14 protein-coding genes are annotated in these 12526 nt (G+C 67.7%); 10 read left to right on the top strand and 4 right to left on the bottom strand.

What is annotated here, in order from left to right; genetic code table 11:
* Window positions 1–63: 63 nt before the first annotated feature.
* From ACGFIF_RS27440 to ACGFIF_RS27420, 5 genes are all read left to right on the top strand, one after another.
* Entirely contained in the window at window positions 64–915 is an 852-nt protein-coding gene (locus ACGFIF_RS27440) for an ABC transporter substrate-binding protein (RefSeq protein WP_393158348.1), read from the top strand.
* Window positions 912–1733, top strand: a complete 822-nt coding sequence (locus tag ACGFIF_RS27435) for an amino acid ABC transporter permease (RefSeq protein WP_393158347.1) — start codon at window positions 912–914, stop codon at window positions 1731–1733. The genes ACGFIF_RS27440 and ACGFIF_RS27435 overlap by 4 nt, the downstream gene beginning before the upstream one ends.
* A complete protein-coding gene (locus tag ACGFIF_RS27430) occupies window positions 1733–2488 on the top strand; it encodes an amino acid ABC transporter ATP-binding protein (protein ID WP_393158345.1) in 756 nt (251 codons plus the stop codon). The genes ACGFIF_RS27435 and ACGFIF_RS27430 overlap by 1 nt, the downstream gene beginning before the upstream one ends.
* Window positions 2489–2611: 123 nt before the next feature.
* On the top strand, window positions 2612–3004 hold the full coding sequence (locus ACGFIF_RS27425) for an ATP-binding protein (RefSeq protein WP_393158343.1): 393 nt from the start codon (window positions 2612–2614) through the stop codon (window positions 3002–3004).
* A 67-nt stretch (window positions 3005–3071) separates the two neighbouring features.
* Window positions 3072–3866 carry an RNA polymerase sigma factor SigF gene (locus ACGFIF_RS27420; protein ID WP_393158342.1) on the top strand — a complete coding sequence of 265 codons (795 nt, stop codon included), beginning with the start codon at window positions 3072–3074 and terminating at the stop codon, window positions 3864–3866.
* Here ACGFIF_RS27420 and ACGFIF_RS27415 read toward each other — a convergent pair whose 3' ends face one another.
* The gene (locus tag ACGFIF_RS27415) at window positions 3867–4277 is read right to left on the bottom strand and encodes a hypothetical protein (RefSeq protein WP_393158341.1); all 411 of its coding nucleotides are present in this window, start codon (window positions 4275–4277) and stop codon (window positions 3867–3869) included.
* 512 nt (window positions 4278–4789) lie between these two features.
* Between ACGFIF_RS27415 and ACGFIF_RS27410 the strand changes: the two genes are divergently transcribed.
* The gene (locus ACGFIF_RS27410; RefSeq protein WP_012922773.1) at window positions 4790–5041 is read left to right on the top strand and encodes a WhiB family transcriptional regulator; all 252 of its coding nucleotides are present in this window, start codon (window positions 4790–4792) and stop codon (window positions 5039–5041) included.
* A 58-nt stretch (window positions 5042–5099) separates the two neighbouring features.
* Here ACGFIF_RS27410 and ACGFIF_RS27405 read toward each other — a convergent pair whose 3' ends face one another.
* Window positions 5100–6578, bottom strand: coding sequence for a sensor histidine kinase (locus ACGFIF_RS27405; RefSeq protein WP_393158339.1), 1479 nt, complete (start codon window positions 6576–6578; stop codon window positions 5100–5102).
* 104 nt (window positions 6579–6682) lie between these two features.
* Here ACGFIF_RS27405 and ACGFIF_RS27400 point away from each other — a divergent pair, with 104 nt between their 5' ends.
* Complete coding sequence (locus ACGFIF_RS27400; protein ID WP_393158337.1) at window positions 6683–7588, top strand: DUF2785 domain-containing protein; 906 nt, start codon at window positions 6683–6685, stop codon at window positions 7586–7588.
* Here the strand turns inward: ACGFIF_RS27400 and ACGFIF_RS27395 are convergent.
* Window positions 7575–8552, bottom strand: coding sequence for an endonuclease/exonuclease/phosphatase family protein (locus tag ACGFIF_RS27395; RefSeq protein WP_393158336.1), 978 nt, complete (start codon window positions 8550–8552; stop codon window positions 7575–7577). The genes ACGFIF_RS27400 and ACGFIF_RS27395 overlap by 14 nt on opposite strands.
* An 80-nt stretch (window positions 8553–8632) precedes the next feature.
* Between ACGFIF_RS27395 and ACGFIF_RS27390 the strand changes: the two genes are divergently transcribed.
* The 3 genes from ACGFIF_RS27390 (at window position 8633) to ACGFIF_RS27380 (ending at window position 11303) form a co-directional block, all read left to right on the top strand.
* A complete protein-coding gene (locus ACGFIF_RS27390) occupies window positions 8633–8914 on the top strand; it encodes a DUF3311 domain-containing protein (RefSeq protein ID WP_393158335.1) in 282 nt (93 codons plus the stop codon).
* A 62-nt stretch (window positions 8915–8976) separates the two neighbouring features.
* Window positions 8977–10566, top strand: a complete 1590-nt coding sequence (mctP, locus tag ACGFIF_RS27385) for a monocarboxylate uptake permease MctP (protein WP_393158380.1) — start codon at window positions 8977–8979, stop codon at window positions 10564–10566.
* 119 nt (window positions 10567–10685) lie between these two features.
* Window positions 10686–11303 carry a DUF5317 domain-containing protein gene (locus ACGFIF_RS27380; RefSeq protein WP_393158334.1) on the top strand — a complete coding sequence of 206 codons (618 nt, stop codon included), beginning with the start codon at window positions 10686–10688 and terminating at the stop codon, window positions 11301–11303.
* Here ACGFIF_RS27380 and ACGFIF_RS27375 read toward each other — a convergent pair.
* Window positions 11265–12491, bottom strand: a complete 1227-nt coding sequence (locus tag ACGFIF_RS27375) for an HD-GYP domain-containing protein (protein WP_393158332.1) — start codon at window positions 12489–12491, stop codon at window positions 11265–11267. The genes ACGFIF_RS27380 and ACGFIF_RS27375 overlap by 39 nt on opposite strands.
* Window positions 12492–12526 lie beyond the last annotated feature (35 nt).

Below are 12526 nucleotides of genomic sequence, written 5' to 3'. Positions count from 1 at the left end.
TGCGGCATCCGGACCGGTACCGACCGGTTCGGCGTACCAGTTCCAGTGTCGAGAGGTATCGCGATGAACATCGTCTCCACCCTCCGCAAGAGTCGCGTCCGCGCCACCGTCGCCGCGACCGCCGTACTCGCGCTCACGCTCGCAGCCTGTGGCGGCGGCGACTCGGACTCGGGCAGCGGTGGAACCGAGGACAAGGCCGCCGCCGCCGGGATCACCCTGGTGAAGTCCGGCAAGCTGATGGTCTGCACCCACCTGCCCTACAAGCCGTTCCAGTACAAGGACGGCGCCGACGTGGTCGGCTTCGACGTCGATCTCCTCGACCTGGTCGCGAAGGATCTCGGCCTGGAGCAGGAAGTCGTCAACATCGAGTGGGCACAGGTCACCTCCGGAGCCGCCTTCCAGGCGAAGAAGTGCGACATGGGCATGGGCGCGATGACCATCACCCCGGAGCGGCAGGCCGCGATCAGCATCACCGATCCGTACATGGACGCCACCCAGGTGCTGATGGTCAAGAAGGACTCCGGCATCAAGGGCCTGGAGGACCTGAAGGGCAAGAAGATCGGCGCCCAGGCCGACACCACCGGCAAGAAGTACGCCGACGACAACGCCAAGCAGTTCGGCTACACGGTGATCCCGTTCAACGACCTGGCGCTGCAGACCAACAACGTCAAGTCCGGCCGGGTCGACGCCGCCATCAACGACAACGGCGTGCTCTACGACTTCGTCAAGGCGAACCCGGAGATGGCGATCGCCACCGAGTTCAACACCGGCGAGCAGTACGGGTTCGGCGCGCTCAAGGACGGCAGCGGACCGAAACTGGTGGCGAAGTTCAACGAACTGCTGACCAAGGCCAAGTCGGACGGCCAGTACAACGAGATCTACAAGAAGTGGTTCGGGGTTGAGCCGAAGAAGTGAGCGAACCCACCGCCACCGCTGAGCGGAAGGGGCTGAGCCCGCGGCAACGGGCTCAGCGCTCCCGCTGGATCCAGTACGCGATCCTGATCGCGCTGATCCTGATCGCCGCGTTCACCGCGGACTGGAAGCAGATCGTCGACGTCTTCTTCAAACCGGAGTACATCAAGGCGGCGGTCGAGGACGGCCTGTTCCAAGCCCTGGTCAAGACCTTGGAGTACACCGCCGGCGCGTTCGTGATCGGCCTGATCGGCGGCACCATCCTGGCGCTGATGCGGCTGAGCAGCGTCGGACCGTACCGGTGGCTCGCGACCGCCTACATCGAGTTCTTCCGCGGCCTGCCGGCGATCGTGGTCTTCATCGCGTTCAGCCTGCTGCCGCTGGCCTTCGAGGGCCTGACGATCCCCTGGGATCCGTACGGCGTGGTCTGGCTGGCCCTGGGCATCGTCGCCGCGGCCTACATGGCCGAGGTCATCCGGGCCGGCATCCAGGCCGTCCCGAAGGGCCAGGTCGAGGCGGCGCGTTCGCTCGGCATGCCGCCCGGGCTGGCGACCCGCAAGATCGTGCTGCCGCAGGCGTTCCGGATCGTGCTGCCGCCGTTGACCAACGACCTGATCCTGCTGGTGAAGGACTCGTCGCTGGTGTTCATCATCGGCGTCAGCGCGGACGGGTACGAGCTGACCGGCTTCGGCCGGGATCTGGCCAACACCTACTCGAACCTGACCCCGCTGGTCACCGCCGGCTTCTGCTATCTGATCATCACCCTGCCGCTGGGCATCCTGGTTCGCCGGCTCGAGGCGAGAGGGGCGAAGACGCGCTGATGGCTCTGGTCGAGATCAAGAACCTGCACAAGTCCTTCGGAAGCAACCACGTCCTGCGTGGGATCGACTTCGCCGTCGAGGAGGGCGAGGTCGTCTGCGTCATCGGCCCGTCCGGCTCGGGCAAGTCCACACTGCTGCGCTGCGTCAACCTGCTCGAGTATCCGCAGGAAGGGCAGGTGTTCGTCCGCGGTGAGGACATCACCGACCGCGACTGCCACCTGGACGCCGCCCGGCAGCAGATCGGGATGGTGTTCCAGCAGTTCAACCTGTTCCCGCATCTGTCCGTGCTGGCCAACTGCACGGTCGCCCAGACGACGGTCCTGAAGCGCAGACAGGCGGAGGCGGACCGGATCGCCCGGGCCAACCTCGAACGCGTCGGCCTGAACGAGAAGGTGACGGCCTATCCGGCCCAGCTGTCCGGCGGTCAGCAGCAGCGGGTGGCGATCGCCCGGGCGCTGTCGATGGACCCGGCATTGATGCTGTTCGACGAGCCGACGTCGGCACTCGACCCGGAGCTCGTCGGTGAGGTGCTCACGGTGATGCGCAAGCTGGCGCTGGACGGGATGACGATGCTCGTGGTCACCCACGAGATGGCGTTCGCCCGTGAGGTGGCCGACCGGGTCGTGTTCATGGACGCCGGTGTCATCGTCGAGCAGGGCACGCCGGCCGAGCTGATCGGCAACCCCGCACACGAGCGCACCCGTACCTTCCTGCGCCGCGTCCTCGACCCGACCCACGTCGAGCCGACCGGCTGAGTTCCACCGCCCGGGCCCGGCCTTGTCCACAAGGCCGGGCCCTTCGCCGTGCATTGCGGGCGTGCAGCGTGGAAGATGTACGGCGTGGTGGGGCGATCACCCGCCGGACACGAGGGAGGCAGTGTGGGAAGCACCGGACGATCCGCCGAGGTCCGTCTGAGCATTCCGGCGGACAGTGCGTACATCGCCGTACCGCGGTCGGTGGTCGGCAACCTGGCGGCTCGCAACGACTTCACCGTGGACGCGATCGACGACCTGAGGATCGCCGTCGACGAGGCGTGCGCGCTGCTCCTCCCGCAGGCGTCCGACGGCGTGCTGGACTGCGTCTTCGAGATCGACCCGCCACAGCTGACGGTGCGGACCAGCGCCGTCGTACCGAACGGCTGGCGTCCCGACACCTCCTCGTTCGGCTGGACCGTGCTGACCGCACTGGTCGAGTCCGCGGCCGCGGAGACGATCGACGGCCGTCTCACCATCACCGTGACGGCAACCGCCACCGCCGCGGAGAAGCTGTGAGCGAGCGAACAATAGGGAGAGCACTGTTGTCAGTTACGCCGGAGCCGAGCGCCAGCGAGGCGGAGGCGTGACTGAGGAACGAACCCTGGGCGAGCCCCAGGAAACACCCGATCTACGCACCCGGACGGCCGACCTGTTCCGGGCGATGGCGGCCGCCGGTCCGGGCGATCCGGCCCATATCGGGGCCCGGGACGGCCTGGTCGCACTGCACATGCCGCTGGTGGAGCACCTGGCCCGCCGGTTCCGGAACCGGGGCGAGCCGTACGACGACCTGGTCCAGGTGGCCACCATCGGCCTGATCAAGGCGATCGACCGGTTCGACTCCGACCGCGGGGTCGAGTTCTCCACCTACGCGACACCGACGATCCTCGGCGAGATCAAGCGGTACTTCCGGGACAAGGGCTGGGCGATCCGGGTGCCACGGCGGCTGCAGGAGCTGCGGCTGTCGCTGACCGCGGCGACGGCCGAGCTGACCCAGGAGCAGGGCCGGGCACCGACGGTCGCCGAGCTGTCCGAGCGACTGGGGCTGTCGCCGGATCTGGTGATCGAGGGCCTGGAGTCCGCGAACGCCTACAACACGCTGTCGCTGGACGCCCCCGATCAGAACGAGGCGGACGCCAACACGGTCCTGGACGGCCTCGGCGGCGAGGACGAGGCGCTGGAGAGCGTGGAGTACCGCGAGTCCCTGAAACCGCTCCTGGCGCAGCTGGACACCCGGGAGAAGCGGATCCTGACGCTGCGGTTCTTCCGCGGTATGACGCAGTCCCAGATCGCCGAGGAGATCGGCATCTCCCAGATGCACGTCTCCCGCCTGCTGGCCCGCACCCTCACCGAGCTCCGCGCCGGCCTGCTCAAGGAGTAGCTACAGGACCGGACGGTCCTTGGTGGGGTCGTCGGCCAGCGCTTCGGTGGACGCCTTGTTGAAGATGCCGATCAGTACGCCGACCGCCGCCAGGGCGAGTGCGATCGCGACCGCCTTGGTCGAGCCGCCCCAGAAGCTGTAGGCGACCAGGATCTGGATCAGCTGGGCGAACACGGCCGGCCCCCGGCTCCACGTCGACGCGCGGGACAGCCCACGGGCGACGACGCCAAGGCCCACGCCGTACAGGATGAAGAAGGCGGTGGTGGTCAGTCCGAGGACCAGCCGGGAGCTTTGGATCGTAAATGCTTCGGCAATTCCGAGAACGACCAGCACGAGCCCTTCCGCAGCGACCACAGCCGCGGCTAGCTTGAGCGGTCTCGGTACGGCGGCAGCTGGGGGGTCGGTCGGCATGTCCGTCAGCTTAGGGCGTGTCTCCTGAGCCCGTGCAGCGTGATCTGCGCGGGGTGAGGAGATACTCCCTGGGCGCTCCGTGCCGGACGTGTTTCGGGCACGCGGGTCGACCACCTGCTCTTCCTGCGTTCCCGCACGGGCCGCAGGAACCCCAGCCCCACAGGGATTTGAGGTTGTGCGTAACCCGAAGGCCGTTGGATCGGTTACTTGCAGTGAACGGGTGATCGCGGGAACGAGTCTCTGTCCGGTTAACGGACGGGGCGAACCGCTATGCACCGGTTCGTAGTGTTAAGGAAGTGTTGTGATCTGATCGACAACTCCAGAACCCTTGTTTCACTCACCTGAGATTGGGAACATGGTCTCGTTCGTGAAAACGTTCACAACACGTTCTTAGATCGAGCACCTCGCACCACAAACCCCCCGTGCGAGACGAACCACGAGTAAAGCCGCGCTGCCTGGGCACAGACCAAGCTCACAGCGTACGACAACTACTGAGAGAGATGGGATCCGCCATGGATTGGCGCCACCGGGCCGTTTGCCTCGATGAGGACCCGGAACTGTTCTTCCCCATCGGCAACACCGGGCCCGCGATCATGCAGATCGAGGAGGCCAAGCAGGTGTGCCGTCGCTGCGACGTGCGTGAGCAGTGCCTCGCCTGGGCGCTGGAAGCCGGACAGGACCACGGTGTCTGGGGCGGCCTGAGTGAGGACGAGCGCCGCGCCCTCAAGCGCCGTAACGCTCGCGCCCGCATCCGCACCGCTTGACCAAGTACTTTCGAGGCCCCGCGGACCATCCCGCGGGGCCTTTCGCTTTCCCCTCGGGCTAGTCCTTGACCGGGATGTCCAGGGTGACCTGGGCGCCGTGCTTCCCGTCATGGCGTGGGCCGAAGTCCAGGGTGCCGTCGAGCTCACCGATGACGAGGGTGCGGACGATGGACAGGCCGAGATTGCCGGACAGTTCGGAGTCGAAGTTCGCCGGCAGACCGTGCCCGTCGTCGACGACGGTGACGCGCAGCCGGCCGACCGACCGCTCGGCGGACAGTTCGATGGTGCCGCTGGCCTCTTCCCCGTCGCGGGACCGGAAAGCGTGCTCCACCGAGTTCTGCATCAGCTCCGTCAGCACCATCGCCAGTGGAGTCGCGATCTCGGAGTCCAGCACGCCGAAGCTCCCGGACCGTTTGGTCTCGACGGACGTGGCGACCGTCGACACATCGGCCACCATCGCCCCGACCCGGTCCGCGACGTCGTCGAAGTCCACGTGCTCGTCGAACGACTCCGACAGCGTCTCGTGGACGATCGCGATCGACCCGACCCGCCGGACCGCCTCGGCCAGCGCGGCCTGGGCTTCCGGCACGGTGATCCGCCGGCCCTGCATCCGGAGTAACGCGGCGACCGTCTGCAAGTTGTTCTTGACGCGATGATGAATCTCCCGGATGGTCGCCTCCTTGGTGACCAGCTCCCGCTCCCGGCTGCGCAGCTCCGTCACGTCCCGGAGCAGGATCAGCGCCCCCACGTGCTGCCCGTCGGCGCGCAACGGGATCGCGCGCAGGAACAGCGTCGCCTCCGGGTTCTCGATCTCGAGTTCCTTGGCAGCCCGCCCGGTCAGCACCGACGCCAGTACGTCGTCGACCTTGTGCCCGCTGTGCAGCAGCTCGCCGGTCACGTCCTTGAGCCGGCTCCCGACCAGGTCGGTGACGAGCCCCATCCGGCGGTACGCCGACAACGCGTTCGGGCTGGCGAACGTCACCATCCCGTGCCGATCGACCCGGATACAGCCGTCGCCGACCCGTGGCGTGGTGGACAGCAGCCGCTCGCCGCCGTACGGGAAGATGCCGTCGGTGATCATCCGGGCCAGGTCCGTGGCGCTCTGCAGGTAGGCGATCTCCAGCCGGGACGGGGTCCGGACGCCGAGCAGGTTGGTGTTCCGCGCGATCACCGCGATCACCCGGGTGCCGCGGCGGACCGGGATCGTCTCGACCCGGACCGGGACGTCGTCGCGCCACTCCGGGTCACCCTCCCGGCAGATCCGGCCTCCGTCGTAGGCCTGGTCCAGCAGGTGCCGGCGGCCGCGCGGGATGAAACTGCCGACGATGTCGTCCAGGTACGCCGTCGGTCCGGTGGTGGGCCGCATCTGCGCCCCGGCCCAGAAGCCGAGGCCCTCGGTGTCCGGCAGCCAGAGCACCAGGTCGGCGAACGACAGGTCGGCCAGCATCTGCCAGTCGGAGACGAGCAGCTGGAGGCGGTCCAGGTCGGCCTGGTCCAGGGTGGTGTGGTTACGGGCCACGTCGGTCAGAGACGGCACGCCTCGATGCTACCGACGGCTTGTACCAGTACCTGCGGTGGTCCGCTCGACAGATGGGTGTAGATAGGTGTTGATTGATCAGGCACGGATGAAAGGATGCTCGGGTGGAGTCGACGTACTGGCAGGACGTGATGGCCGCGGATTACGCGGTACCGCGCGACCGTGCGCTGACCGACCTCACCGAGGAGCTCGTCCGCGGCCTCGCCAGTACCAACCCGCAGATCCGCGACGCGCTCGCGTACCCGACGCTCGCGACCTGGCTCGAGCGCGGGGTGTACGACGACCTGCTGCCGGGCTTCGGTGACGGCCTGTGTGCCGGACTGGCGTACGGGCTGGGTGAGGACGGCACCGACACCGTCTTCCGCCGGTCCTTCACCGCACTGACGCTGGCGGAGGTGATCCACCGCGACAACGCCGAGTTCCTGGTGCACGACGAGGTGGTGATGCGCTGGGGCGACCGGCTGGCCACCTGGCTGCTGCGGGAGCGCGACCTGCGCGGGTATGTGCCGGACTGCGGCTGGGCGCATGCGGTGGCCCACGGCGCGGACGCGATCGGTGCACTGGCCCGGTCACGGCACTGCGACGCCGGAGTGCTTCGGGCGCTGCTCGACGTACTGGCCGACCGGATCGTCAAGGACACGCAGTACCGCTGGGTGCACGAGGAGCACGACCGGGTCGCACACGCGGTGATGACGATCCTGCACCGGAACATGCTGACCAGCGACGAGCTGGAGCGCTGGCTGAAGCCGGTCGCGGCGACCGCGGCTCAGCAGCCGCTGATGCACGAGACGCTGCCGGAGTGGCCGACTCCCTCGGTCTTCAACGCCCGCGGCGTACTGCATGTCCTGCTGAGCCAGCTGGCGATCGGGGTGAAGGGCTTCCCGATCCCGGGTGACGACGAGCTGTTCGGCCGGCCGATCCAGGCCCGTGCCGACATGCTGCTGATGCTCACCGAGGCCGTGCAGTCCTCACAGCCCTACATCTACCGCCCGGCCTCTACTCAGTCCTAGGTACGGCGACTGTCGCCACGACAGCCCGGTGATCGCTGCCCTCGATCGCGTACGTCGTGAACCGGCCCGCCTCGAGCTGCCGGGTGATCAGCACGTGGTCGATCTGGGTCCGCGTGACCGCCGGCTGGTCCGACGGCCAGGTGCCGACCAGCCCGGCGCCGGTCAGCGACGCCACACTGCGGCAATTCGAACCGAGCGCGTGCCGGAAGTCCGCGTGGTCCGTGGTCGCGTTGAAGTCGCCCGCCACGATCGTCGGCGGATTCTGGGCGCACCACTGCCGCAGCACCCCGAGATCCTGCTTCCAGGTGGTCACCTCGGACGGTAACGGCGGGAACCCGTGGTACGCGATCAGCCGCACGTCCCCCAGGTTCCCTCCGGTGACGATGATGTGTCCGAAGGCCGTCGCGGACTGGTCCTTGGCGAACCGCACCGCACCGAGTGACGACGACACCAGGACACTGGTCGCACTCTCCACCGCCGCGCTCGGCTGCAGCGTGTAACCGTTGTAGACAAGGCCTTGCAGCTGCGCCCGGATCTCCTCGCGCACGTCGGCCTGTGCCTCCGGCAACGAAACCAGATCGGGCCTGCGCTCCCGGATCACCTTGGCCACCGCACCCGCGTCGGCTCCACCGCCGAGCACGTTCGCGACCATGATCGTCAGCACCCGGGACCCGGCCGACGGCGGCTTCGGATCCGAGAACTGCCGGGGAGCGGTCAGCGCCGCCCCGGTCAGCGCCAGCACCATCAGCAGGACGGCGGCGATCCGCCATCCCCGCCGTACCAGCATCAGCAGCCCCAGCAGCAGGACGACGGCCAATCCTTGCGGGCGAAACGCCACGAGTTGCGCGAACGGGGTGACCTCGTCCAGGCCGAACAGCTCCGGATACAGCGGGACGGCAACGATCAGCAGGAAGAGAACGGACAGCACGACCCGCCGAACCAGCCATGCGCGTTCGTTATCCATGAACCACCCTGAAGATCTGGTCGCTTGTCCGGACGAACGGTAGCGTGCTCCGTTGCGCCTGTGTCCCGAGGAGGTTTGCAGTGTCCCGATTGTCCGCGGTGAAACCCGCGTACTGGATCTCCGGCGTCCTGCTGGCGATCGCTGTCGTCGTACCGCTCCTGGTGTCCACCTACGCCAAGAACGAGCCCCGCTTGTGGGGCTTCCCGTTCTTCTACTGGTACCAGTTCCTGTGGGTCTTCCTCTCCGCCATCCTGGTCAGCATCTGTTTCCGGCTGGTGAGCACCGAGGAGCGTAAGCGGCGCGCGGCGGAAGGACTCGGAAACCCGGACAATCCGGGTACGGTCAAGGAGGGCGACCAGTGAATCACAGTGTCGACTGGGTCCAGCTGATCATCGTCATCGTGATCTTCGGCGCCGTCACCGTGATGGGATTCATGGCGGCCCGATGGCGCAGTTCCGGCAGCATGGAGAGCCTGGACGAATGGGGTCTGGGTGGCCGCGGGTTCGGCACGTTCATCACCTGGTTCCTGCTCGGTGGCGACCTCTACACCGCGTACACGTTCATCGCCGTGCCGGCCGCGATGTACGCCACCGGTGCGATCAGCGGCTTCTTCGCGGTGCCGTACACGATCGTGGTCTATCCGATCATCTTCATCTTCATGTCCCGGCTGTGGTCGGTCTCGCACCGCAACGGCTACGTGACCCCGGCCGACTTCGTCGGCGGGCGGTACGGCAGTCGTGCGCTGTCCCTGGCGATCGCGGTGACCGGCATCCTGGCGACGATGCCGTACATCGCTCTCCAGTTGGTCGGTATGCAGGCCGTGTTCGAGACGATGGGTCTCGGCGGCGACAACCTGCTGGCCAAGGACCTGCCGCTGCTGATCGCGTTCGCGGTGCTGGCGGCGTACACCTACTCCTCCGGCCTGCGGGCGCCGGCAATGATCGCGTTCGTCAAGGACGGCTTGATCTACCTGGTGATCGCGGTGGCGATCTTCTACCTGCCGCACGTGCTGGGCGGCTGGGGTGCGATCTTCGACGCCGCGGAGACCAAGCTGACCGCGACCAACCCGAACACCGGCAAGCCGGTCGGTGCGTTCATCCCCGGTGAGTCGGGCTATTCGGCGTATTGGACGCTGGCCTTGGGTTCCGCGATGGCGCTGTTCATGTACCCGCACTCGGTGACCGCGGTGCTGTCGACCAAGAACCGCAACGTCGTCCGGCGGAACGCCGCGATCCTGCCGGCGTACTCGCTGCTGCTCGGCCTGCTCGCGCTGCTCGGCTTCATGGCGATCAAGGCCAACGTGGACGTGAAGGGCCTGGACGGGCTGGCGAACCCGCAGCTGGCGATCCCGCGGCTGTTCGACCAGGAGTTCCCGTCCTGGTTCGCCGGGATCGCGTTCGCGGCGATCGCGGTCGGCGCGTTGGTGCCGGCGGCAATCATGTCGATCGCGGCGGCGAACCTGTTCACCCGCAACATCTACCGCGACTTCATCAAACGCGACGCCACGCCAGCGCAGGAGGCGAAGGTCTCCAAGCTCGCGTCGCTGGCAGTGAAGCTGGGTGCGCTGGCGTTCGTCCTCACGCTGGACAAGACGCTGGCGCTGAACTTCCAGCTGCTCGGCGGGATCTGGATCCTGCAGACGTTCCCGGCGATCGTGGTCGGCCTGTACACGCGGTGGTTCCACCGGTGGGCGCTGCTGGCCGGCTGGGCGATCGCGATGTTGTTCGGCACCATCGAGGCCTACAACGTGATCAACCCGGCGACCGGGAAACACTTCGGCGGCTCGCTGGCGAACGTCCCGTTCACCGACACCCAGTCGTACATCGCGCTGACCGCGTTCGGGCTCAACCTGATCGTGGTGGTCGTGCTGACGCTGGTGTTCCGGGCGCTGAAGGTTCCGGACGGTGTGGACAGCACGCACGCGTCGGACTACCGGGCCGACCAGGGTGACCCGGGGGTGAAGGACCTGCCCGAACTCCTCGACGAGGGCGGCGCGGCACCGGTCAAGTCCTAGGTGGTTGATGGCGGCCTTTTCTCTCGGAGAGGGGCCGCCATCACTCTTTGCTGTTATGTCGACACGCTGCGGGATCAGCTTGCCCGGGATTCCGGTGCGGGCGCGGCAGAATCGCGAGGGTGTTGCTGGTCCTCCTCGTCATGGTGCTCGCCGCGGGTGCGGCCTGGGCGACCGGTGGACGCCTCACCCGGCTGGCCGACAATTCCCTGACCGGCGTGCACTGGCTGGCCGCCGCGGCGATCGGGCAGTTCCTCGGCTCGCTCACCGGAGGTACGGCGTACCCGGTCGGCCTGATCGGCTCCGCGGTCTGCATCGCGGTCTTCCTCCGCCAGAACCTCCGCCACCCAGGGGTCGGCCTGCTGGCGCTGGGCTTCTTCTGCAACGCCTTGGTGGTCGCCCTGAACGGCGCGATGCCGGTCGCCGCCGACGCCCTGGCCCGGGCCGGTGTAGGGCCCTTCGTCAGCGATCCGCGCCACGAACTGTCCGACGCGACGACCACACTGCCTTGGCTCGGCGACGTCGTACCGGTGGCTCTTCCCGGCCTCGGACAGGCGGTCAGCCCGGGTGACGTCCTGATCGCCGCCGGCGCAGGCCTCCTGCTGTACGCCGGAATGGGCGGATCGCACCGCATACCGACCGAAACCGCGCCGGTGTGGGACGAACTGGAGCCCTGCGAGGGAACGCCCGCACTGCTTCGGCTAAAAGCGGAAGCCTCGGCCGATCACCCTCCTGAGTGACTCGACCACGACCGGGTCGTACTCCGCGCCAATGCCCAGACCGATCGACTCCATCGCCTTGCCCGGCGACTGCCCGGTCCCTTCCCCGACCAGCTGCTCGTAAGCCAGCGCCACGTTGACGATCCCACTCTCTACCGGGATGTCGGCGTTGCTGGCCCGGCCGTGCCGGTACGGGTCGTTCGAGTGCCGGACGATCTCGGCGACGTGGTCCAGCACGCCGGACCGTTCGATGACCGAGGCACCGATCTCCGCCGCCCGCTGCCGCTCCTCCCGTGTCCGCAACAGCGAAGCCCCACCCGGACTGGGATCCGCCAACGCCAACTGGCCGACGCCCGACAACAAAGCGGCGTACTCCAACGCCTCCATCCGCGCCGGCGTCAACCCCAGATCGTGGCCCAGAGCAACCGCCAACTGAGCCGTCCGCGCATTCTGCCCAGGACTGCTGAACCCCGCGATCTCCGTACTACGAGCCATCGACCGAACCGTGGTCCGATACGTCCGCTGCGCCGACGAATACCTACGGAACGCGAACTGGGTGAGGAGCAAGGGAACAACGACGAGCGGCGGAGCCCACAGGCCTGCGATCGAGGTCCCGGCGGCAAGCAGGACCCCACTGATGCCCATTGCCATTCCGATCCGCGCCGTCACTCCCAGCTCGTCACGCAGAGCGGCTGGGAACGGTCTGTTGTGGCGTTCGGTCGCCTGGCCGGCGCCGACCATGGCGTCGAGAAGTGCGGCGGCCAGCACTGCGAGGAGCATCGCGCCGACCAACGGGAGTGCATGCGCACTGGAACCGTCCCAGTACAACCAGTCCGGAGTGACCGCTGCGAAGACTGCGGCTGCGGCACCGACCGAGAGCAGCCGCCGGCACGAGACGACCGGGTCCCACCACAGACCTGCGACGATCCGTGGAATCACGCCGATGGCGGTTGCCACGGCGGTCACAGCGACGATCTGGGCCACATCGGGTGGTGTCGCGACCTCCGGTCCTCTGAGCAGGCAGTACCCCAGCGCGGCACTGGTCGCGATCGGCGCCCGGTTCCTGCTCCGGTCCACCCGGAACTGGACCATCTCGCCGACAGCGATGAGCACTCCGAAAGTCACCACGAACGGCCACTCCGTCACACCTCTGTCGGCGGTGATCACCACCCCGGCGAGCCCCAGCACAGCACCGGCGAGAGCGAGCACGACGCCACTGCCCCAGATTCGGAGCCCCGATCCTT

The sequence above is a fragment of the Kribbella sp. NPDC049174 genome (assembly GCF_043197365.1).
Lineage (GTDB): Bacteria > Actinomycetota > Actinomycetes > Propionibacteriales > Kribbellaceae > Kribbella.
Note: the sequence above shows the minus strand (reverse complement) of the source record. Positions and strands in the feature narration are given on the sequence as shown.

What these genes read in the sequence shown, in the direction of transcription:
- ACGFIF_RS27440 (WP_393158348.1), top strand. Translation starts at nt 64, where the DNA reads ATGAACATCGTCTCCACCCTCCGCAAGAGTCGCGTCCGCGCCACCGTC.
- mctP (WP_393158380.1), top strand. Translation starts at nt 8,977, where the DNA reads ATGGGATTCATGGCGGCCCGATGGCGCAGTTCCGGCAGCATGGAGAGC.
- ACGFIF_RS27410 (WP_012922773.1), top strand. Translation starts at nt 4,790, where the DNA reads ATGGATTGGCGCCACCGGGCCGTTTGCCTCGATGAGGACCCGGAACTG.
- ACGFIF_RS27415 (WP_393158341.1), bottom strand. Translation starts at nt 4,277, where the DNA reads ATGCCGACCGACCCCCCAGCTGCCGCCGTACCGAGACCGCTCAAGCTA.
- ACGFIF_RS27430 (WP_393158345.1), top strand. Translation starts at nt 1,733, where the DNA reads ATGGCTCTGGTCGAGATCAAGAACCTGCACAAGTCCTTCGGAAGCAAC.
- ACGFIF_RS27395 (WP_393158336.1), bottom strand. Translation starts at nt 8,552, where the DNA reads ATGGATAACGAACGCGCATGGCTGGTTCGGCGGGTCGTGCTGTCCGTT.